This is a genomic window from Maribacter sp. MMG018 (assembly GCF_018100785.1).
In the GTDB taxonomy this organism is placed as follows: domain Bacteria; phylum Bacteroidota; class Bacteroidia; order Flavobacteriales; family Flavobacteriaceae; genus Maribacter.
Genome location: NZ_JAGJEC010000005.1, coordinates 46091 through 66893 on the forward strand (window position 1 = coordinate 46091; position 20803 = coordinate 66893).

At 38.7% G+C, this 20803-nt stretch carries 21 protein-coding genes; 13 read left to right on the forward strand and 8 right to left on the reverse strand.

Annotation, left to right across the window (positions count from 1 at the left end; genetic code table 11):
- Positions 1–127 precede the first annotated feature (127 nt).
- The 6 genes from porV to J8L85_RS16210 all read left to right on the forward strand — a co-directional run bounded on the left by porV (position 128) and on the right by J8L85_RS16210 (position 6490).
- Positions 128–1276, forward strand: a complete 1149-nt coding sequence (gene porV, locus J8L85_RS16185) for a type IX secretion system outer membrane channel protein PorV (RefSeq protein WP_211019027.1) — start codon at positions 128–130, stop codon at positions 1274–1276.
- A 79-nt stretch (positions 1277–1355) separates the two neighbouring features.
- The gene (gene cdd / locus J8L85_RS16190) at positions 1356–1844 is read left to right on the forward strand and encodes a cytidine deaminase (protein WP_211019028.1); all 489 of its coding nucleotides are present in this window, start codon (positions 1356–1358) and stop codon (positions 1842–1844) included.
- 187 nt (positions 1845–2031) lie between these two features.
- Positions 2032–3030 carry a pyruvate dehydrogenase (acetyl-transferring) E1 component subunit alpha gene (gene pdhA / locus J8L85_RS16195; protein WP_211019029.1) on the forward strand — a complete coding sequence of 333 codons (999 nt, stop codon included), beginning with the start codon at positions 2032–2034 and terminating at the stop codon, positions 3028–3030.
- 4 nt (positions 3031–3034) lie between these two features.
- The gene (locus tag J8L85_RS16200) at positions 3035–4687 is read left to right on the forward strand and encodes a pyruvate dehydrogenase complex dihydrolipoamide acetyltransferase (protein ID WP_211019030.1); all 1653 of its coding nucleotides are present in this window, start codon (positions 3035–3037) and stop codon (positions 4685–4687) included.
- Between the two features lie 94 nt (positions 4688–4781).
- Positions 4782–5810: a M20/M25/M40 family metallo-hydrolase gene (locus J8L85_RS16205; RefSeq protein ID WP_211019031.1), complete on the forward strand. Its 1029-nt coding sequence runs from the start codon at positions 4782–4784 to the stop codon at positions 5808–5810.
- Positions 5810–6490: an SDR family oxidoreductase gene (locus tag J8L85_RS16210; RefSeq protein WP_211019033.1), complete on the forward strand. Its 681-nt coding sequence runs from the start codon at positions 5810–5812 to the stop codon at positions 6488–6490. The genes J8L85_RS16205 and J8L85_RS16210 overlap by 1 nt, the downstream gene beginning before the upstream one ends.
- A gap of 2 nt (positions 6491–6492) precedes the next feature.
- Here J8L85_RS16210 and J8L85_RS16215 read toward each other — a convergent pair whose 3' ends face one another.
- Positions 6493–7113: a peptidylprolyl isomerase gene (locus tag J8L85_RS16215; protein WP_211019035.1), complete on the reverse strand. Its 621-nt coding sequence runs from the start codon at positions 7111–7113 to the stop codon at positions 6493–6495.
- An 81-nt stretch (positions 7114–7194) separates the two neighbouring features.
- On the opposite strand from J8L85_RS16215, the gene J8L85_RS16220 reads away from it, so the two are divergent.
- The 3 genes from J8L85_RS16220 to J8L85_RS16230 are packed head-to-tail and all read left to right on the forward strand — an operon-like array spanning position 7195 to position 10353.
- On the forward strand, positions 7195–7797 hold the full coding sequence (locus J8L85_RS16220) for a SprT-like domain-containing protein (RefSeq protein ID WP_211019037.1): 603 nt from the start codon (positions 7195–7197) through the stop codon (positions 7795–7797).
- A gap of 3 nt (positions 7798–7800) precedes the next feature.
- On the forward strand, positions 7801–8880 hold the full coding sequence (locus J8L85_RS16225) for a mannose-1-phosphate guanylyltransferase (RefSeq protein ID WP_211019039.1): 1080 nt from the start codon (positions 7801–7803) through the stop codon (positions 8878–8880).
- Between the two features lie 3 nt (positions 8881–8883).
- Positions 8884–10353: a DUF389 domain-containing protein gene (locus tag J8L85_RS16230; protein ID WP_211019041.1), complete on the forward strand. Its 1470-nt coding sequence runs from the start codon at positions 8884–8886 to the stop codon at positions 10351–10353.
- On the opposite strand, the gene J8L85_RS16235 is transcribed toward J8L85_RS16230, so the two are convergent.
- Together J8L85_RS16235 and J8L85_RS16240 are read right to left on the reverse strand one after the other, a co-directional pair.
- Positions 10350–11117: an ABC transporter ATP-binding protein gene (locus J8L85_RS16235; RefSeq protein WP_211019043.1), complete on the reverse strand. Its 768-nt coding sequence runs from the start codon at positions 11115–11117 to the stop codon at positions 10350–10352. The genes J8L85_RS16230 and J8L85_RS16235 overlap by 4 nt on opposite strands.
- Positions 11117–11854, reverse strand: a complete 738-nt coding sequence (locus J8L85_RS16240; RefSeq protein WP_047247575.1) for an ABC transporter permease — start codon at positions 11852–11854, stop codon at positions 11117–11119. Before J8L85_RS16240 ends, J8L85_RS16235 begins: the two co-directional genes overlap by 1 nt.
- Before the next feature lie 111 nt (positions 11855–11965).
- Between J8L85_RS16240 and pafA the strand changes: the two genes are divergently transcribed.
- Positions 11966–13642, forward strand: a complete 1677-nt coding sequence (gene pafA, locus J8L85_RS16245; RefSeq protein ID WP_211019045.1) for an alkaline phosphatase PafA — start codon at positions 11966–11968, stop codon at positions 13640–13642.
- Positions 13643–13648: 6 nt separating this feature from the next.
- Positions 13649–14437: a glutamate racemase gene (gene murI / locus J8L85_RS16250; RefSeq protein ID WP_211019047.1), complete on the forward strand. Its 789-nt coding sequence runs from the start codon at positions 13649–13651 to the stop codon at positions 14435–14437.
- A gap of 13 nt (positions 14438–14450) precedes the next feature.
- On the opposite strand, the gene J8L85_RS16255 is transcribed toward murI, so the two are convergent.
- Positions 14451–14951 carry a dihydrofolate reductase gene (locus J8L85_RS16255; RefSeq protein ID WP_348771773.1) on the reverse strand — a complete coding sequence of 167 codons (501 nt, stop codon included), beginning with the start codon at positions 14949–14951 and terminating at the stop codon, positions 14451–14453.
- 134 nt (positions 14952–15085) lie between these two features.
- Here J8L85_RS16255 and J8L85_RS16260 point away from each other — a divergent pair, with 134 nt between their 5' ends.
- Positions 15086–16171, forward strand: a complete 1086-nt coding sequence (locus J8L85_RS16260) for an aminotransferase class V-fold PLP-dependent enzyme (RefSeq protein ID WP_211019049.1) — start codon at positions 15086–15088, stop codon at positions 16169–16171.
- Positions 16172–16321: 150 nt separating this feature from the next.
- Positions 16322–16618 carry an isoamylase early set domain-containing protein gene (locus J8L85_RS16265; protein WP_211019051.1) on the forward strand — a complete coding sequence of 99 codons (297 nt, stop codon included), beginning with the start codon at positions 16322–16324 and terminating at the stop codon, positions 16616–16618.
- Between the two features lie 83 nt (positions 16619–16701).
- On the opposite strand, the gene J8L85_RS16270 is transcribed toward J8L85_RS16265, so the two are convergent.
- The 4 genes from J8L85_RS16270 to J8L85_RS16285 all read right to left on the reverse strand — a co-directional run bounded on the left by J8L85_RS16270 (position 16702) and on the right by J8L85_RS16285 (position 20779).
- Positions 16702–17526, reverse strand: coding sequence for a thymidylate synthase (locus tag J8L85_RS16270; protein ID WP_211019053.1), 825 nt, complete (start codon positions 17524–17526; stop codon positions 16702–16704).
- 86 nt (positions 17527–17612) lie between these two features.
- On the reverse strand, positions 17613–19073 hold the full coding sequence (locus tag J8L85_RS16275) for a nucleoside transporter C-terminal domain-containing protein (RefSeq protein WP_211019055.1): 1461 nt from the start codon (positions 19071–19073) through the stop codon (positions 17613–17615).
- Between the two features lie 17 nt (positions 19074–19090).
- The gene (locus J8L85_RS16280) at positions 19091–19723 is read right to left on the reverse strand and encodes a bifunctional nuclease family protein (RefSeq protein WP_211019057.1); all 633 of its coding nucleotides are present in this window, start codon (positions 19721–19723) and stop codon (positions 19091–19093) included.
- An 87-nt stretch (positions 19724–19810) separates the two neighbouring features.
- A complete protein-coding gene (locus J8L85_RS16285; protein WP_211019059.1) occupies positions 19811–20779 on the reverse strand; it encodes an electron transfer flavoprotein subunit alpha/FixB family protein in 969 nt (322 codons plus the stop codon).
- Positions 20780–20803: the final 24 nt, after the last annotated feature.

Sequence of the window (20803 nt, forward strand, 5' to 3'; positions counted from 1 at the left end):
CGTAAAAAATGGAAAATAGTTATTCGTATATACACGATAACGTTAAAATTGGCGTTTACATGTAAAATAGAAAGAAATATTAGGCCGAAACACTATATTGCCCCTGCCTTTATTAATTTTGAACTAGATGAGAAAGATTTCGATACTATTATTATTGTTTTTTTTGGTAAAAGTTACTGCACAGGAAGACCAAAGGGTAATAACTACCGCTGTTCCTTTTTTAACAATTGCGGCCGATGCTAGGGCCGGAGGAATGGGAGATATGGGAGTTGCTACTTCAACAGATGCTTTTTCGCAACAATGGAACCCTGCCAAATTTGCTTTTGCAGAACGAAAAATGGGTATTGGTCTGAGTTATACTCCATATTTGGAAAGTATAATTACGGATATTTCATTGTTGAACGCCAGTTATTTCAATAAGATTAATGAGCAAAGTGCGTTCGCCGTCAGTTTGCGATATTTTACACTGGGTGAAATAGAATTGAGGCAATTTGCAAATGACCCCGGTACATTGGCAAAACCTAACGAGTTGGCCTTGGATGGTTCGTATTCTTTAAAATTGAGCCCAACATTTTCAATGGCCGTAGGTGGTAGATATATAAGGTCTAACTTAAAATTACCTAGTAATGGCTCTGAAGATTCTCAGGCGGCCAGTTCCTTTGCTGTTGATGTTGCCGGTTATTATAGGTCTAGGGAAATTGCCTATGATAATTTTGATGGTAGGTGGAGAGCAGGTTTTAATATTTCGAATATTGGAGGAAAAATTCAATACGATGAAGGTGGGCAAGAAAACTTTTTGCCCAGTAACCTGAAGTTTGGTGTTGGTTTTGACTTTATCTTGGATCAAGACAATGTTATTGGGCTTACTACAGAGTTTAATAAACTATTGGTGCCAACGCCTAAAGATCAAAATGGTGATGGGGTTATTGATTCTGCGGACAATGATATCTATCAAAATGAAAGTGGGTTTAGCGGTATTTTTAAATCTTTTGGGGATGCTCCCGATGGTTTCAGTGAAGAGCTTAAAGAAATGACATGGGCCTTAGGTGCGGAATATGTATATCAGGATGCCTTTATGGTAAGAACTGGATATTTTAATGAAAGTGATTTAAAAGGCTCTAGGAAATTTTTCACTTTAGGTGCCGGATTTAAATTTAAGGCCGCACAAATAGACCTGTCTTATTTATTCTCTACCTCACAAGTTAAAAACCCATTGGAAAATACTTTGCGTTTTTCTCTTACCTTTAGTTTAGGGGAAGAGTTTTACAACGATTAAAAAAATGATTTTATAATTTTGACAAACCCGCCGTACGGCGGGTTTGTTGTTTCTGTAGATTATATTTTACCTTAGTGGCATGGCAAAAAAGAAGAAAATTAGTTTTGATATTATTGTTTATGATTCTTTGAACGAATTGAAAGAATCCGATAAAAAACTATTGGATCTGGCTGTTGAGGCCAGAAAAAATGCATATGCCCCTTACTCTAGATTTAATGTAGGGGCAGCCGTATTGTTAGAGAATGGCGAGGTTGAAATAGGTAGTAATCAAGAAAACGCTTCGTATCCTTCTGGGCTATGTGCAGAAAGGGTCGCTATCTTTCATGCAGGGGCAAGGTTTCCGGGGGTACCGGTCAAGGCCATAGCCATTACCGCAGCTTCTGAAGATTATGAGGTAACCGTACCGGCAGCGCCCTGTGGTAATTGTAGGCAAGCTATTTTTGAATACGAGTTCAAGCAAAAATCTCCAATAAGGCTTTTGCTTATGGGGGCCAGCGGAAGTATTGTCGAATGTGCTTCGCTAGAGGATATTCTTCCTTTAGGTTTTAATAATACCTTCTTAAAATAGGTAAGGGCCGTAGTTGGACCATAATTCACTTTAAACGGATTTTTTGTTATGGTTGTAATTTCTTTCCGCTTTTGCTTTTATTTTTTTTATCCATTCATTTATATGTGTATTTTTGCTTTCTTGTGGTGTGCATGTAGACTCTATGCCATGAGTCTAATTATTTTGTAATAAATTCATAAAAAAATCGATGGAAAAAATTACCAAGGAAACTTATTTGAAATGGTACGAGGACATGTTTTTTTGGCGAAAGTTTGAAGATAAGCTTGCCGCAGTATACATTCAACAAAAAGTGAGAGGCTTTCTTCACTTGTACAATGGCCAAGAAGCTGTACTTGCCGGTGCCTTGCACGCAATGGATTTAACTAAGGATAGAATGATTACCGCCTATAGGAATCATGTTCAGCCCATAGGTATGGGGGTTGATCCAAGAAAAGTAATGGCGGAGCTGTATGGGAAAGTGACGGGTACTTCTAAAGGTATGGGAGGTTCTATGCACATATTTTCAAAAGAACATCGTTTTCATGGTGGTCACGGTATTGTCGGAGGTCAAATTCCTCTAGGTGCCGGTATGGCGTTCGGAGATAAGTATCATGGTCGAGATGCCGTAACTATATGTTATATGGGTGATGGGGCAGTAAGACAAGGATCTCTCCATGAAACATTCAATTTGGCCATGTTGTGGCAATTACCTGTCGTGTTCGTTTGTGAGAACAATGGGTACGCAATGGGTACATCGGTAGCCAGAACATCGTTCTCTACAGATATTTGGAAGTTAGGTTTGGGTTATGAGATGCCTTGCGGTCCGGTAGACGGTATGAATCCTGTAACAGTCGCCCAAGAAATGAGTAAGGCGATAGAAAGAGCAAGAACCGGAGGAGGACCTACTTTCTTGGAAATGAAAACCTATCGTTATAGAGGGCACTCAATGTCAGATGCGCAACACTATAGAACCAAGGAAGAAGTAGAGGAATACAAAAAAATTGATCCTATAACACAGGTTTTAGAGATTATAAAAGAGAAAAACTACGCTACCGACGAAGAGATCAAAGAAATAGACAATAGGGTTAAAGCTTTGGTGAAGGAGTGTGAGGAATTCGCAGAGAAATCAGATTATCCCCCAGTAAATCAATTATACGATGTGGTTTACGAACAAGAGGATTTTCCATTTGTTCAACATAAATTGTAAGTAAATGGCTGAAGTAGTAAACATGCCCCGATTAAGCGATACCATGGAAGAGGGTACCGTAGCGAAGTGGTTAAAAAATGTCGGAGACAAAATAGAGGAAGGTGATATTCTTGCCGAGATAGAAACCGATAAGGCCACTATGGAGTTCGAATCTTTTCACGAAGGAACCCTTTTGCACATAGGTGTAAAAGAGGGGGAAGGTGCTCCGGTTGACTCACTTTTAGCTATTATTGGTGAGGAAGGTGAAGATATTTCCGGACTATTGAATGGAAGTGCAGACTCTAAAACGGAAGAAAGTAAGTCTGAAACCGTAGAAGCTGCTGAAGATTCGGAAAAAGGTTCAGAAGCTACAGGGTCCGTAGAAATTCCTGAGGGAGTAGAAGTGGTTAAAATGCCCCGACTAAGCGATACCATGGAAGAAGGTACTGTGGCCGCTTGGTTAAAGAAAGTTGGCGACGATGTTGAGGAAGGTGATATTCTTGCCGAGATCGAAACTGACAAAGCTACCATGGAATTTGAGTCTTTTTACTCTGGTAAGTTATTGTATATTGGTGTTCAAGAGGGGGAATCGTCTCCTGTAGATGCAGTGCTTGCGGTAATTGGTCCAGAAGGTACCGATGTTGATGCTGTTTTAAATGCTGGTCCTGGTGCGGCAAAAAATGCCGAGACGGAAACAAAAGAGGGCGCCAGTTCTTCTGAAGATACTAAAGAAAAAGTAGCTGAGACGACGTCAGGTTCAAAAACCACATCGAACGGTGGTCGCATTTTTGCTTCTCCATTGGCTAAAAAAATAGCAGAGGATAAGGGAATAGATCTATCCAAAGTTACAGGTACCGGTGATAATGGTAGAATTATCAAAAAGGATATTGAAAATTATAAGCCAAGTGAAGAAACGGCAAGTATCTCTGCTCCGGTAGCAAAAGAAGAGAAGGTATCTACAGCTCCTGCTGTTTCCATGGCACTTCCGTCAGGAGAAGAAGGAGTGGAGGAATCTAAAAACTCCAATATGCGTAAAGCGATCGCTAGGGCATTGGGTAACTCTAAATTCACGGCACCGCACTTTTACTTGACCATAGAAGTAGATATGGACAATGCCAAGAAGTCACGTGCGCAAATCAACAGTTTGCCGGATACGAAGGTTTCTTTTAATGATATGGTGTTAAAGGCTTGTGCAATGGCTTTAAGAAAACATCCGCAGGTAAACACAACATGGAACGGTGATACTACTATACAGTATAAGCATATTCATATGGGGGTTGCCGTAGCAGTTGATGAAGGTTTGGTCGTACCCGTAGTAAAACATGCCGATTTATTAGGACTAACGCAAATTGGAAGTGCCGTAAAAGATTTGGCCGGAAAAGCGCGTAACAAGAAAATTACCCCTGCAGAAATGGAAGGGAGTACTTTTACCGTTTCTAATTTAGGTATGTTCGGTATACAAGAGTTTACGTCCATCATCAATCAGCCTAATTCTGCAATACTTTCTGTTGGTGCCATTGAAGAGAAGCCAGTTGTAAAGAATGGGGAGATTGTTGTTGGAAGTACCATGAAATTAACGTTGGCATGTGATCATAGAACCGTTGATGGTGCAGTAGGTGCCCAATTCTTGCAGACCTTAAGGTCTTATATAGAAAATCCGGTGACAATGCTGGCTTAAGAACTACATTTAAAAATTAAGAATATGAAAGCATCCTGTTAAGGGATGCTTTTTTTTATCTTTAAGAATTATTATTACTATATATTATAATCGTATGAAACAATATTTAAGTTTGTTTTTGGTCATTTTATTGACTTCTTGTGGTTCAAAGAAAATTTCTAATGAAATAGAATTGAATCCTAATAATCCAGAAGGGTTAAAAGGAAGTGTTGTCTCTACAAACCTAAACATGGGCCAAAGTTCTGGGGCTGGGTTTACTTCACCTGTAGAAGTAGGTGAATTGATGAGTTTTTTGGCCTCTGACGAGCTTCAGGGAAGAGATTCCGGTAGCGAGGGTATTGCCAAGGCCGCGTCATTTATCGAAGGTATTCTGCAAGAGAGCGGGGTAAAGCCATATTTTGTTTCGTATCGTGATACCTTAAGTAATTTTGATAAAGTAGCTTATAATGTAGTAGGTGTTTTAGAAGGGGGCGATGCTAATTTAAAGAACGAATATATTGTTTTAGGGGCTCACTATGACCATATTGGCATCATAAGTCCAGAAGGGGGCGATGAGATCGCCAATGGCGCCAATGATAATGCTTCAGGTACAAGTATGCTTCTAGAATTGGCAAGATATTTTGGGGAGACCAGGTCAAATAAGAGAAGTATTGTTTTTGCTTTTTTCAGTGCAGAAGAAAAAGGATTGTTGGGGTCCAGGCATTTGGCTAAAAAGCTGAAAGGGGAAGGTTTAGATCTTTATGCAATGTTAAATTATGAAATGGTAGGTGTGCCAATGGTAGATAAGGACTATTTGTTGTATTTAACGGGATACGAACTTTCTAATTTAGCGGAGATAACCAATAAGTATGCAGGAGGGAAAATTGCAGGTTTTCTTCCGAAAGCGAAGGAATTTAACCTGTTCAGGCGCTCCGATAACTATCCCTTTCATCAAGAATTCAATGTGCCGTCACAAACCTATAGTACGTTCGATTTTACCAACTTCGACCATTATCATAAGGTGGGTGATGAAACTGATAAAATGGATTATGGCCATATGGCAGAAATTATAAATAAAATGATACCTGTAGTTGAGGGTATTGCCAATGCGCCAGAAAAGGAAATAAAATATAATGAAAAATAATGGCTAAGGTAATAATAACAGGTGCAAGTAGGGGCATTGGTTTTGAAATGGCAAAATTGTTCGCCAATGAAAATCATGAGGTATTGGCGTTGTCAAGAAATGAGAAACCGATAAAAAAATTAGAGGATAGGAATATCCGAACCTTTCCTTTTGATATTTCAAAGAAAGATGATTTGAATATGCTTCAAGCTTTTCTTGAAAAAGAATGGAAAGAAGTGGATGTGTTGATCAATAACGCGGGCAAGTTATTGAACAAACCGTTTTCCGAAACCTCTGTAGAAGAGTTTAGGGAGGTTTATGAGGTCAATGTTTTTGGGGTAGCGGCGATTACAAGATTGGTAGCTCCGTTAATGGGTAAAAATGGACATGTAGTCACCTGTAGCTCTATGGGTGGTGTGCAGGGCAGTGTTAAGTTTCCAGGACTTTCGGCATATAGTTCCAGTAAGGGGGCTGTAATAACGCTTACAGAATTGCTTGCGGAGGAGTATAAAGAAACAGGGCCATCCTTTAATGTTCTGGCATTGGGGGCCGTACAGACAGAAATGCTGGAAGAAGCTTTTCCTGGATACCAGGCGCCCACGACCCCGGAGCAAATGGCACGTTATATCAAAGATTTTACATTAAACGGCAATCAGCTTTTTAACGGTAAATTAATTCAGGTTTCCAATTCGACACCATAGATTCATTTTAATAAAGTGGCCTTGTGTATAGTGTCCAATTTCGGAAACATTTTTATAAAATCGGATTTATTAGAGTACATTAGGTCAAGGGTGCCCATTGTTTTATCTCCGTAACCGGAATATAAGGCAGAAACAACATCCATTCCTTTGGTAACTTTTCCAAAAGTAGGGAAGCCTTTTACGTCATTGTAAAATATGGTGTCTAGGCGCTCATTGTCACTTAGGTTAATAAAAAGGTCGGTTGCCCTGGTTTCCGGACCGCTTCTTGCAAAACTTATCGTACCCTTTGTGTTGCCCTTTACAACTTTTTCATCGGGGACTTTCACACTTCCCCAATTGTTTATGCTTGTAGAGTCGCTACTGCCAAATTGAGCCACAAAACCTGGGTTTACTCTGTAAAAGAGTTGGTTGTCGAAGTATCGGTGTTTAACGAGTTGATAGAATCTATCCGCTGCTTTTGGTGAAAGCTTTCGGTCTACCTCTATTTCAAATACCCCTTTTGAGGTTTCGAATTGAACTTTGTAACGTAAAGGCGAAATTTCCTCTGTCCATTTTTTGTTGAACAATTTAGGAGAGCAACTAATGATCGCTACGAAAAAAAAGGTAAAAAAATACTTCTTCATATTAATGTATATGGTGTCAATAGTACTATAATCGTCCTTTAATAACAAATAGATAATATTTTTTCGGGTATTTTTGTGGTAATGGAAGAAGTTCTTCGAAAATATATACCGGAACGTGCCGTTTCGCCCAGTATGGATCTTATCAGAACAAATGAGGTTCATTTAAAAATAGTTAATGAAAGGGTTACCAGACATGGCGATTATAGAAGGCTGGCTGATGGAAAGCATCTGATAACCGTGAATGCTACCCTTAACAAGTATCGCTTTCTAATAACCTTGATTCATGAAATTGCCCACCTGGTAGCTTTTAAAAAGTATGGAAGACATATTAAGCCCCATGGAGCGGAGTGGAAGAGAACGTTTCAATATTTGATGCTTCCTTTTATACGGCCAGAAGTATTCCCATCGAAACTTTTGCCCCTTTTAGCGAAACATTTCAGGAATCCGAAGGCAAGCAGCAGTACCGATGCAATGTTGTCCGTAGCTTTACAACAGTTTGATGAACAACAAGAAAAGAAAACGTACGTTTTTGAATTACCCATTGGTAGTATTTTTAAAATGTATAACGGAAAGTTGTTTAAAAAAGGAAATAAAAGGGTAAAAAGGTATGAATGTATAGAGTTGAATACAGGAAAAATGTATCTTTTTCAACCCAATGCGGTGGTTGAACTTATAAAAAGTTGAAAAATGAATAAAAATTATTACGCAGTTTTAATGGCAGGTGGAGTTGGTTCTAGGTTTTGGCCGATTAGTACGTCCGAATACCCGAAACAATTTCACGATATGTTAGGAACGGGGGAGACACTTATTCAAAAAACCTTTCAACGGCTTAATAAGTTCATTCCCACAGAAAATATCTTGATTTTGACCAACGAGAGATATAATGATCTGGTCTTGGAGCAATTGCCAATGGTAAAACAAGAACAGGTAGTGTTGGAACCTGCAATGAGAAATACAGCTCCTTGTATTCTATATGCAGCTCTGAAAATCCAGAAAATGAACCCGAATGGGGTAATGATCGTAGCTCCCAGTGATCATTGGATCGAAGATGAGGAAGCTTTTTCGAAAGATGTTATCACATGTTTTGATAAATGTGAAAAGGAGGAAGTGCTGTGTACTTTGGGAATAAAACCAACGTTTCCGAATACGGGTTTTGGGTATATAGAATATGATAAGGCAGATACCGATGCGGTTAAAAAGGTGAACCAATTTAGGGAGAAACCCGACTATGAAACGGCAAAGGAGTTTTTGGTGCAGGGTAATTTTTTATGGAATGCAGGTATATTTATGTGGAGCGTAAAAACCATAGTAAATGCATTTAAGGAATTTCAACCTGCTCAATATCAAATTTTTATAAATGGATTAGCTTCCTTAAATTCGGAAGGGGAGAGAGGGTTTATAACTGAAAACTACCCAAAAGCCGAAAATATTTCTATAGATTATGCCATTTTAGAAAAATCGGAAGATATATATGTGCTGGCCGCTACCTTTGATTGGAACGATCTGGGTACATGGGGGTCGCTTTTTGATAAATTAAACAAAGACAGCACGGGTAATGCGGTAGTAAATGCACAGTTGTTGCCAGAAGACGCCACCGGTAATATGATAAGGACATCCAAAGATAAAATTGTTGTGGTCGATGGCTTAAAGGATTATATAATTGTAGACAAAGAAGATGTACTTTTAATATATCCGAAGACCAAAGAACAAGATATTAAAAAGGTATTGAACAAAGTCAAAGATAAATTTGGTAATAAGTACGCATAGGGTATGCAAGAAAAATTAGATCAAGATAATATTACACCTAACGAAAATCCTACTGGTAGTGGGGAAGAGGTGAAAAAGGACTTTTGGGGTCTGTTGGGAAGTATTAAAAAGTTTCTTTTAGAGTTATTGGACATAAGGGCCAATACCGACCAAGAGGCGACCAAAGAAGCGATAATCGCCGATATACCTTTTAAAGGCCATACATCGTGGATTCTTATATGTTCTATTTTTATAGCTTCTATTGGTTTAAATGCCAATTCAACAGCAGTTGTTATCGGCGCCATGTTAATTTCACCGTTGATGGGGCCTATTTTAGGGATAGGACTATCTATAGGTATCAATGATATAGATACCTTAAAAAGGTCGTTGAAAAACTTTGGGGTAATGGTGGTACTCAGTGTGCTGACGGCCTTTCTGTTTTTTAAGTTTTTCCCGCTTAGAGATGAGTCTTCTGAGCTATTGGCAAGAACCGCACCGGACATACGCGATGTTCTGATCGCATTTTTTGGTGGCTTGGCGCTTGTAATCGCCAGGGCAAAAAAAGGAACCATTGCCAGTGTTATTTTTGGGGTAGCCATTGCAACGGCGTTGATGCCTCCTTTATGTACCGTTGGGTTCGGTTTGGCAATCGGTAATTGGGACTATGCCAGTGGTGCCATGTATTTATTTACGATCAATACCATCTTCATTGCCTTGGCTACGTTTTTGGTGATTAAGTTATTGCGTTTTCCAATGGTACGTTATGTGAATTCGCAAAGACGAAGGTTGATCGCCAGGCTTGCCTCGGCGGTAGCCATAGCCGTGATGATTCCGGCAGGAATCACTTTTTGGGATGCTTTGCAAGAATCATTGTTTAAAAAACAGGCGAACGAGTTTATTGCAGAAAACATAATTCCCTATAAATTTTCAGGGCAAGGTAGGTTTTTAAAGGATTTTACGGATTTGGAATATAATCACGGTGAAAACTCGCTCATAGCAGTTGTTTTTATGGGGAGTGAAGCAATACCCGAAAATGTAATAGAAACATGGAGGGCCAAACTTGTGGAAGATCCAAGGCTTAAGAATACAGAGTTGCAAATTATACAAGGGGGACAGAATGATGAGGTCGATCAGCTGAAGTATGTAAACGAATTATACGAGTCTCAAAAAAATCAATTATCTAGCAAAGATGATAAAATTACCTTTTTAGAATCTGAACTGGCAAAGATGAAGGAAAGAACCAAATGGCAAATTCCTTTTAGCGAAATTAGTCGAGAGGCAAAAGCCAACTATGAAAATTTATCGCGTTTAGGGTATTCCTATTTGATTTCTACCGATTTTGAAAAAACGGATACGATACCTGTTTTTGAAATTACTTGGAAGAAACAGGCCAAGCGTTATCAAACGGAAAAGGATGCGAAAAAATTACAAGAGTGGTTAAAGCTTCGTCTTAATAATAAGAAAATTCAGGTAAAAGAGGTGATAGCGGATTAATTTCGCTCTTCAATATACATTTGGCGCACTTTTTTGAAAAGATCGGATGAATAGACAAAATTGGTAACGGCTTCGTTATCGGTTTTGAAAATTTCGTTTTTGGTGCCTTCCCATTCTTTAAGGCCATCTTTTAAGAAAAGGATTTTTTCGCCTATTTGCATCACAGAGTTCATGTCGTGGGTGTTGATGATCGTGGTAATATCGAATTCTTCTGTAATCTCTTTTATAAGGTTGTCTATAAGAATGGCGGTCTTTGGGTCTAAGCCAGAATTGGGTTCATCACAAAAAAGATATTTGGGGTTCATTACAATAGCTCTCGCAATGGCCACACGTTTTTGCATACCACCTGAAATTTCGGCAGGATATTTATGATGGGCGTCCACAAGGTTTACACGTTTTAATACGGTGTTTACCCGGTCTTCCATTTCTGATTTGGATTGGTTTGTGAACATTTCCAAAGGAAATTTAACATTTCCTTCCACGGTCATACTATCAAAGAGAGCACTGCCCTGAAACACCATTCCCATTTCTTGCCGTAACGCTCTTTTTTCTTTTTCCGTTAGGCTAGAATATGTTTTTCCATCATAGACAATAGATCCTTTTTCAGGAGAGAACAGTCCTAGAAGACATTTCAGGAAAACTGTTTTTCCAGAGCCACTTTGGCCTATTATCAAATTGGTTTTTCCGTTTTCAAAAGTGGTAGAAATCCCCTTAAGAATATGGGCGTCGCCAAAAGATTTGTGTATGTCGTTTACCTCGATCATTAGCCCAATAATAGTTGTGTTAGTAAATAGTTCAATATTATGATGACCACACTTGTCCATACGAACGATGTGGTACTGGCCTTACCGACCTCTAGGGCACCACCTTTCATGTAATAACCGTGAAAAGAGGGTATAGTAGCTATGATGAAAGCAAAGATCAAGGTTTTTATAAAGGCATAGGCGATATGAAAAGGTACAAAGTCTGTTTGTAACCCGGATACAAAATCGGCACTTGTAAGAAACCCTCCAAATACACCTGCTATCCATCCCCCAAAAACACCCACATACATAGATATGGCTATGGCAAAAGGATAAAAGAGCATTGCTATTATTTTAGGAAAAACGAGGTAGTTCAAAGAGTTTACCCCCATCACTTCCAGGGCATCGATTTGCTCTGTTACCCGCATGGTACCGATGCTAGATGTAATATATGAACCTACTTTTCCCGCCATGATTATAGATACGAAAGTAGGGGCAAATTCGAGAATAACCGATTGTCTGGTTGCAAAACCGATGAGGCTTCTGGGAATAATAGGGTTGGTCAGGTTTAATGCTGTTTGTATGGCTACCACAGCACCAATAAAGAAAGAAATAAAAATGATGATGCCCAAAGACCCATAAACAAGTTCATCTATTTCCTTTAAAATCAGCGATTTCATTATGCGCCATTTCGTAGGTTTTTTGAAAACCTCACGGATCATAATTGCATAGCTGCCAATAGACGCTAAATAGTTCATGTATTAAAAATAGATTTCTTACGGTAAAAATAACAATAAACGATTTGATTTAACTTCTATTTAAACTATTAAGAGGTATTTTATTTACATTTACACTTCAAAATTTTAAGCATGAGTACGAATTTCAGATTACCGATTTTAGCAGTATTATTTACATTCTTTTCAATTATATCCGGATTTTCACAACGTAAGTCAAAAGCGGAAGATGATAAGGCTTTACAAGGGAGGCCGAAGCTTGTTGTTGGTATTATCGTGGATCAAATGCGTTTTGATTATTTGACCCGTTTTTACGACCAGTTCGATGATAAGGGAGGTTTTAAAAGAATGATGGAAAATGGGTTTAATTGTAAGAACAACCATTATAACTATGCTCCGACCAGTACGGCTCCTGGCCATGCATCGGTTTATACCGGTACTACGCCTGCAACACATGGGATCATAGGCAACAATTGGTACGATAAGGAGAATGATGTAGAGGTATATTGTGCCTCCGATGACGGTTATGAATCTGTAGGTACTACTTCTGACGCCGGTAAAATGTCTCCGAACCGTATGTTGGTAAGTACGATTACCGACCAATTGCGGTTGCATACCCAGATGCAGGGAAAAACGATTGGGATAGCTTTAAAGGATAGGGGGGCTATTTTACCTGCAGGGCACGCCGCAAACGCTGCATATTGGTTTCATGGTGCCGATGAAGGGAAATGGATAAGTAGTACATATTATATGGACGAGTTGCCACAATGGGTAAATGATTTTAATGCTTCTGGTGTTGCCGGATCTTATAAGAAAGCATGGACCACCTTAAAAGATATTAATAGTTATGTAGAAAGTGGTAGTGACAACAATGCGTTCGAAGGCTTGTTTGAAGGTGAAACTTCACCGACATTTCCTCATAATCCCCAAGAATTATTGAACAAGAACAAAGATTTCGATATTATAAAAAGTACACCTTTTGGTAATAGCCTAACGGCCGATTTTGCTATTGAAGCATTAAAGCAAGAAGAGTTGGGTAAAGATGATATTACCGATTTCTTGGCGGTTAGCTTCTCTAGTACAGATTATGTAGGACATAAATTTGGGGTCAATTCCAAAGAGGTAGAAGATACATACGTTAGGTTAGATAAAGATCTAGCAAGGTTGTTTGAAGCTTTGGACAAAAACGTGGGAGAAGGTGAGTATACCGTGTTTTTAACGGCCGATCATGCCGCTATTAATGTGCCGGCATACCTAGAGTCTGTTAAAATACCTGCGGGCTATGTAGATTATGATACTACTAATGAGAAGTTTGCGAATTTTTTAAAGTATAAGTACGGGACAAAGGATATAGTGAAGAATTTTTCTAACTATCAGATTTTTTTAGATCATAAGATTATAAAGAACCTGGACTTGGAGGTAAGGGAAGTACAAGAGGAAATAGCTAAAGAATTTTTGAGTTATGATTATGTGGCCAGGGTCTATACCGGTTATCAGATGTGGCAGAACAACTATACTTCGGGCATACCTTATATTCTGCAAAATGGGTACAATCAAAAACGCTCGGGCGATGTGCTATTGGTTTTAAAACCAGGAACCATAACTTATTCAAAAACAGGTTCTACGCATGGTTCTCCGCAGATTTATGATACGCATACTCCGTTATTGTTCTATGGCAAAGGCATAAAAAAGGGGAGTACTGTTGAACGTACCGAGATTCCTGATATAGCACCGACTATTTCATCTTTGTTGGGCATTGCTTTTCCGAATGGAACAACTGGTAAGCCCATTGTTAAGGTGTTAGAACAGTAAAATAGAATGAACGAACGCCCAATAGGTATTTTTGATTCTGGAGTAGGGGGCACTTCCATCTGGAAAGAGATTCAACATCTATTGCCAAAAGAAAACTGTATCTATCTTGCGGATAGCAAAAATGCACCGTACGGAGAAAAGACTGCAGATGAAATAATTGGGTTAAGTGTCAAGAACACAGAACTTCTTCTAGAGAATAATTGTAAGATAATAGTGGTAGCCTGCAATACGGCTACCACTAATGCGATTAATTATTTAAGAAGTGCCTATGATGTTCCTTTTGTTGGTATAGAACCGGCCATAAAACCGGCGGCCTTAAATTCAAAATCGAAAACAGTTGGTATTTTAGCAACCAAGGGGACATTGACCAGTGCCCTTTTTCACAGTACTGCACAAAACCATGCCGAAGGAATCGAAATTGTTGAACGCGAAGGCAAAGGATTGGTGGAATTGATCGAAAAAGGAGAATTGGATAGTGAAGCAACTGTTTCTTTGTTAAAACAATTTCTGGAACCTATGCTGGATAAGGGCATCGATTACCTTGTTTTGGGGTGCACCCATTACCCGTATTTGGTTCCGGTATTACAACGACTTCTGCCAGAAGGAGTTAAAATTATTGATTCTGGAGAAGCTGTGGCCAGGCAGACAAAAGCTGTTTTAGAAAAAGGGGGCTTGCTTAACAATATGGCACTAAAAGGAAAACACCGATTTTTTACCAATGCCGAACTGTCGGTACTACAGCGGTTTGTTGCAAATATCACAGACCATGTGCAGGTAGACTATCTAGATTTTTAATATAGTTCAAAACTTAGTTTTGGTTCTTTCTTTTGTAAGTTATATAGGTGAAATCGTATTTATGTTTATCATCTTTTGGGTGATATTCTTCATGAACGACTTCCCAAGTATCATGGTCAATTTCTGGAAAAAAAGTATCGGCGTCAAAAGATTCGTGTACTCTTGTGAGTTCAATGATATTTGAAAATTGCTCCCCTTGTTTATATATTTCACCACCTCCTATAATAAAAGCATCTTCATAAGAAATCATTTCCAAGGCATCTTCGAGTGAATGCACCACAAGGCAATTGTTCCAATCAACTTTATAGTTTTTGTCCCTGGTAACGATAATGTGGGTTCTATTGGGCAGGGGTTTGGGGAAACTTTCAAAGGTTTTTCTTCCCATAATAATTTTATGCCCGGTTGTTAAACGTTTAAAGCGTTTAAAATCATCTGGCAAGTGCCAAAGTAAATCATTGTCTTTTCCTAAAGCGTTGTTCTCCGCAGCTGCGGCTATCATGGTAATTGTATTCACAAAATCATTTTTTTCAATATTACAAAAAGTAGGCCAAAAGAAGATAACTATCTTTAGGCAAAACAGATGGTGTATGCTATATAGTTTAAGATATAGCAATGAAGACGAATTACTGGCCTGTTAAAGAATAAATAATGGATAAAATTAGAAAAGAGTTTCCCGTTTTAAGAAAAGGAGTCTATTTAAATACTGCCGTATATGGTCCTCTATATGACTCGTTGATAGATTGGCGGCAAGAACATGATCTCGATTTTTTATTGCACGGGAGCGAAATGCGCGAGAACACTCTAAAAGTAATAGCTGACACTAGAGCCAATGTTGGAGATTTCTTTAATTGTAAAAAAAATAATGTAGCACTGGTCAATAATTTTTCAATAGGCCTTAATACCCTGCTAGAAGGTATTGACGTTAGAAAAAAAGTATTGCTTTTTAATAATGACTATCCTTCGGTTAATTGGGCATTTGAAAATAGAAATTTCGATATTTCATATGTAAAAATGGGGGTAGAGGTGGAAGCTGATATCGAAGCGGCGATTAAGAAGGGTCATATTGATATTTTGGCTTTTAGTCTGGTTCAATGGCTAGATGGTTTTTTAATAGATTTGGATTTTATCAAACGTTTAAAACAATCTCATCCAGATTTATTGATTATAGCGGATGGTACTCAATTTTGTGGTGCCAAGACCTTTGATTTTGATAATTCTGGAATAGATGTACTTGGTGCAAGTGCCTATAAGTGGTTGCTTTCTGGTTATGGCAATGGATTTATGATGTTTTCGGATCGCATAATTGAAGAATGTTCGGTGAATACCATAGGTTTTAATGCGGCTAATGGCAACTTTGACAATAGGGACAATATACGTTTTGCCAAAAAGTTTGAACCGGGCCATTTGTCCAGTCTTAATTTTGGTAGTCTTAATTTTTCTTTACAGTATTTTCAAAATATTGGTATGGATAAGATTACAGAACATAATAAATTTTTGTCGCAAAGGGCAAAAGAGGAGTTTGCAGGTTTAGGTTTGCTGGATCAACATATTGTGGAAAGGGAAAAGCATAGCGGCATATTTAATATTAAGGTTGATGAGAGTGTTTTTCAGAGCTTATTTCAGAAAAACATTGTTTGTGCTCAAAGGGGGTCAGGTGTAAGACTGGGCTTTCATTTTTATAATAATGAAAGTGACCTGGATACGGTCGTAAAAATCTTAAAAACAGCAAAATAGAAATTATTTACTTCTGATAAAAGAAAGATGAAATTTTCATACCTCGGTTAAAAGAAGCTAAATTTTTATTAAAATGATAAAAATTGCATTAAGCGTTGACAATGAGTGTTTTAATGTGTTAGTTTTGTTTAGAATTTAAAAACTGAAGTCATGGCAATTGCAAAACAATATTTAAAAACAAAACCGGTGTGTAAAGTTACTTTTACAGTGCCTGCTAAAGATGCGAAGAAAGTTGCCGTAGTTGGTGACTTTAATAACTGGAGTCCTAAGGAAAGCAGTTTAAAAAAATTAAAGAACGGAACTTTTAAGGGAACCTTTAATTTGCCAAAAGAAGGTTCTTATGAGTTTAAATATATTGTAGATGGTGCCTATGTTAACGAGACGGAAGCAGACCGTTATCAATGGAACGATTATGCCGGTTCTGAGAACGCTGTGCTCGAATTATAGAATAATTTAAACCTTAGAATTGAAGAAGGGAGAAAACATGTTTTCTCCCTTCTTTATTTTATAGCTTTTGTAAAAAAGTAATGTTATACCGCAACCACACCTTTTATATGCGGATGCGGATCATAATCTAAAAGGGTAAAATCTTCAAACTTAAAGTCGAAAATATCCTTTATTTTATGGTTGATAACCATTTTTGGTAACGGTCTAGGTTCTCTACTTAGCTGTAGTTCTACTTGCTCCATATGATTGTTGTAGATATGGGCATCACCAAAAGTATGGATGAAATCACCAGGTTCATATCCACATACTTGAGCCATCATCATGGTGAAAAGTGCATAAGAAGCTATGTTAAACGGAACCCCTAAGAAGATATCTGCACTACGTTGGTATAATTGACAGGATAATTTCCCGTCGGCAACATAAAACTGAAAAAATGCATGGCATGGGGGCAAAGCCGCTTTGCCGTTGGCAACATTTTCAGAAAAAGATTTTGAGGTGTCCGGTAAAACACTAGGGTTCCATGCGGATACCAACATTCTTCTACTATTTGGGTTTGTTTTTAAGGAATGTACGATTTCTTTGATTTGGTCTATTTCATCACCGTTCCAATTTCGCCACTGGTGACCATAAACAGGACCTAGATCACCATTTTCGTCCGCCCACTCGTTCCATATACGAACACCATTTTCTTGTAGGTACTTAATATTGGTGTCTCCTTTCAAGAACCATAATAGTTCATGAACAATTGATTTTAGGTGTAGTTTTTTTGTGGTAACCAAGGGAAAACCTTTCTGAAGATCGAATCTCATTTGGTACCCGAAAACGCTTTTTGTTCCGGTTCCGGTTCGGTCCCCTTTTTGGTTTCCTTCCTTTAAAACATGTTTTAATAAATCGTGATATTGTTTCATTTTTCTTCTTCAGAGAGTAGTGGTGCTAAAGTAGAAAAAGAGTGGCTTAAATGTATCTTGGCCAACGCTATTTTATCAAAAGGTTATTAACCTAGGATCATACCTGCTATAGTAGCGGAAAGTAATGAGGCGAGAGAGCCTCCGAGTACTGCTTTCATTCCAAATTCTGAAAGTGTTTTTCGTTGACTTGGGGCGAGTGATCCAATTCCACCGATCTGAATACCTATAGATGCAAAGTTTGCAAAACCACATAACATATAAGTAGCCATAATAACCGACTTGTTGAACTTTAAATGTGGCAAAGTGCTAAGGTCTTTAAGTTCTGCCAATTGTACATAACCTACAAATTCGCTTGCTACCAATTTAATACCAAGTAGTTGTCCCATTAACATGACGTCCTCTTTTGCTACTCCTATCAACCACATTAAGGGTGCAAAGATGGTACCTAAAATAGCTTCCAAAGAAAACTTTTGATATGCCGTGTTTTCGGCAATCCAACTGTTTATATGGGTCAAATCACCTGTCCATTCCAAAATACCATTGACCATGGCGATTATAGCAACAAAAACCAAAAGCATGGCGCCAACGTTCACTGCTAGTCTTAAGCCTTCAGTAGTTCCATTTGATATGGCATCCAATACATTGGCTCCAATTTTTTCGGAAGATACATGAATATCACTATTTACTTCTTCAGTTTGTGGATATAACATTTTAGATATTACGATTGCTCCGGGTGCTGCCATGACCGATGCGGCCAGTAAGTGTTTGGCGAAGAGCAGTTGCAATGCTTCGTCTTCACCACCTAAAAATCCGATATAGGCAGCTAAAACTGCACCAGCAAGAGTAGCCATACCGCCAATCATGACTAATAGAATCTCTGATTTAGTCATTTTTTCTAGATATGCTTTTATCAATAAAGGAGCTTCGGTTTGCCCAAGAAATATATTTCCGGCAATAGAAAGACTCTCAGGTCCTGAAATACCCAAGGTTTTGGAAAGTGCCCAAGCAAGCCACTTTACCACTTTTTGTATCAATCCTAAATAGAACAATAAAGAAGTTAAGGCAGAGAAAAATATAATTGTTGGTAGTACTTGAAAAGCAAATATGTAGCCGAAAGTACCTGTGTCTACGACAAGACCTTCAAAAAGAAACTTACTGCCTGCACGGGTAAATTCAAGAATGCTGACGAAGACTTTTCCTATCTGCTCAAAAATCAGTTGTACAAACGGAACTTTTAATACCCCTATAGCTATTAATATCTGTAAAGAGAGGCCTACACCTACTGTTTTCCAGTTAATTGCCTTTCTGTTTGAGCTGAACAAGAAAGCCAGTAACAATAGTGTCAACATCCCTAATGCTCCTCTCCATAAACTATTGAAGGAAAAACCTTCACTCGGAACTGAGGTTGCAATTTCGCCAGTGGCAACATCATTTAAGATAGTGGTGTCAACGGTATTTGCAATAACCTCGGGAGAATCTGTAGATTGTGCGAATATTGCTAATGGAGCTATAATTAATAAGGCTGTTAGCCATTTATTGTTTTTCATGGGAGAGGGTTTATCCTTTAGTTTCTTTTGGATATTTCATCCCTTAATTTTGCTGCTTTTTCATAGTCTTCATTGTTGACCGCTTTCTTGAGCTCTTGTTCTAGTTCGTCGATGCTCAACTCGGTATAACCATCGCTGGCACCAGAATCTATTTCAACCGTTTCACCTTCTTGCAAGATTTCGTCCACGACTATACTTTCATCGTTTTCTTTCTTTTCGTTTTCGTCCTTGGTAGAGAATTTCAAGAAAATACCGGCCTTGTCCAAAATGGTCTTGTATGTAAAAATAGGAGCGTTAAAACGAAGCGCCAATGCAATGGCGTCACTGGTTCTTGCGTCTATAATTTCTTCAATGCCGTCTCGCTCGCAGATAATGCTCGAATAAAAAACACCGTCGACCAATTTATGTATAATGACCTGCTTTACGATAATATCGAAGCGGTCTGCAAAATTTTTGAACAAATCATGGGTCAGCGGTCTTGGGGGTTTAATTTCTTTCTCCAAGGCGATAGCAATAGATTGTGCCTCGAATGCACCGATGACAATAGGTAGTTTTCGGTCTCCCTCCACTTCATTTAAAATAAGGGCGTATGCGCCATTTTGTGTTTGGCTGTATGAAATCCCTTTAATTTTCAATCGTACTAGACTCATAAGTTTTTTTAACTAAAAAAAGGCTGTTCAAACACTTGGGGCACCAACTATTTGAACAGCCCTTAGTGGGGCACAAATTAACAAATTTTAGCTGTTTTGGGCTTTAAATTCCTTTAATTTTTCAATCAATTGTGGTACCACTTCAAAAGCATCGCCCACAATACCGTAGTCTGCAGCCTTAAAGAATGGGGCTTCGGGGTCGTTATTGATCACAACTTTTGTTTTCGATGCACTTACACCTGCAAGGTGCTGAATGGCTCCAGAGATACCAATGGCAATGTAAAGATTGCTCGCTACAGGTTTTCCGGTTTGTCCAACGTGCTCGCCGTGTGGTCGCCAACCTAAATCGGATACCGGTTTGGAGCAAGCGGTAGCGGCACCGAGTACATCTGCCAATTCTTCTATCATTCCCCAGTTTTCGGGACCTTTAAGCCCTCGTCCCGCAGAAACTACGATATCGGCATCTGCAATGGTTGCTTTTCCGACTACTTTGTCTATCTCTACTGATTTTGTCTCAAAGGCATCTTCTTTGATGTCTACCTTAAGGTCTTCTATAGAGATGTCCACTTTATTTTCGATTGTGCCGAAGGCATTGTTGGATACACCAATGATTTTCTGTTCTGTTTTTATTTCGGTATGCGCAAAACCTTTGTTGCTGAAAGCAGTTCTTTTTACAACAAAAGGTTGGGTGCTGTCTGGTGCGGCCACTACGTTGGGCACGTAACCGGCCTTAAGGTTTGCTGCCAAAATTGGAGCCATGAACTTGGCGTCTGTGCTAGAACTCAAAATTACCGTAGTGGCACTTTCTTTTTGAGCAGCGGTTACTACGACTTCTGCATAAGCTTTGGCGTTGAAAGTCTTTAAAGAGTCATCTTTTACATGCAAGACTTTTGAAATTCCATAGTTGCCTAGAATTTCGTTCTCTTCGGAGTTGATGGCGATTGCGGTGGCCGTAGTTCCAAGTTGTTTGGCGACTTCTGAGGCGTATGAAGCGACCTCAAAAGCGTTTTTCTTGAATTTTCCGTTTTCCGATTCTGTATATACTATTACTGACATTGTCTTTTAATTTTTTTGTTTTGA

Bases quoted from the DNA above. Each gene is read 5' to 3' on its own strand.
- porV (WP_211019027.1), top strand. From the start codon at position 128: ATGAGAAAGATTTCGATACTATTATTATTGTTTTTTTTGGTAAAAGTT.
- cdd (WP_211019028.1), top strand. From the start codon at position 1,356: ATGGCAAAAAAGAAGAAAATTAGTTTTGATATTATTGTTTATGATTCT.
- pdhA (WP_211019029.1), top strand. From the start codon at position 2,032: ATGGAAAAAATTACCAAGGAAACTTATTTGAAATGGTACGAGGACATG.
- J8L85_RS16200 (WP_211019030.1), top strand. From the start codon at position 3,035: ATGGCTGAAGTAGTAAACATGCCCCGATTAAGCGATACCATGGAAGAG.
- J8L85_RS16205 (WP_211019031.1), top strand. From the start codon at position 4,782: ATGAAACAATATTTAAGTTTGTTTTTGGTCATTTTATTGACTTCTTGT.
- J8L85_RS16210 (WP_211019033.1), top strand. From the start codon at position 5,810: ATGGCTAAGGTAATAATAACAGGTGCAAGTAGGGGCATTGGTTTTGAA.
- J8L85_RS16215 (WP_211019035.1), bottom strand. From the start codon at position 7,113: ATGAAGAAGTATTTTTTTACCTTTTTTTTCGTAGCGATCATTAGTTGC.
- J8L85_RS16220 (WP_211019037.1), top strand. From the start codon at position 7,195: ATGGAAGAAGTTCTTCGAAAATATATACCGGAACGTGCCGTTTCGCCC.
- J8L85_RS16225 (WP_211019039.1), top strand. From the start codon at position 7,801: ATGAATAAAAATTATTACGCAGTTTTAATGGCAGGTGGAGTTGGTTCT.
- J8L85_RS16230 (WP_211019041.1), top strand. From the start codon at position 8,884: ATGCAAGAAAAATTAGATCAAGATAATATTACACCTAACGAAAATCCT.
- J8L85_RS16235 (WP_211019043.1), bottom strand. From the start codon at position 11,117: ATGATCGAGGTAAACGACATACACAAATCTTTTGGCGACGCCCATATT.
- J8L85_RS16240 (WP_047247575.1), bottom strand. From the start codon at position 11,854: ATGAACTATTTAGCGTCTATTGGCAGCTATGCAATTATGATCCGTGAG.
- pafA (WP_211019045.1), top strand. From the start codon at position 11,966: ATGAGTACGAATTTCAGATTACCGATTTTAGCAGTATTATTTACATTC.
- murI (WP_211019047.1), top strand. From the start codon at position 13,649: ATGAACGAACGCCCAATAGGTATTTTTGATTCTGGAGTAGGGGGCACT.
- J8L85_RS16260 (WP_211019049.1), top strand. From the start codon at position 15,086: ATGGATAAAATTAGAAAAGAGTTTCCCGTTTTAAGAAAAGGAGTCTAT.
- J8L85_RS16265 (WP_211019051.1), top strand. From the start codon at position 16,322: ATGGCAATTGCAAAACAATATTTAAAAACAAAACCGGTGTGTAAAGTT.
- J8L85_RS16270 (WP_211019053.1), bottom strand. From the start codon at position 17,526: ATGAAACAATATCACGATTTATTAAAACATGTTTTAAAGGAAGGAAAC.
- J8L85_RS16275 (WP_211019055.1), bottom strand. From the start codon at position 19,073: ATGAAAAACAATAAATGGCTAACAGCCTTATTAATTATAGCTCCATTA.
- J8L85_RS16280 (WP_211019057.1), bottom strand. From the start codon at position 19,723: ATGAGTCTAGTACGATTGAAAATTAAAGGGATTTCATACAGCCAAACA.
- J8L85_RS16285 (WP_211019059.1), bottom strand. From the start codon at position 20,779: ATGTCAGTAATAGTATATACAGAATCGGAAAACGGAAAATTCAAGAAA.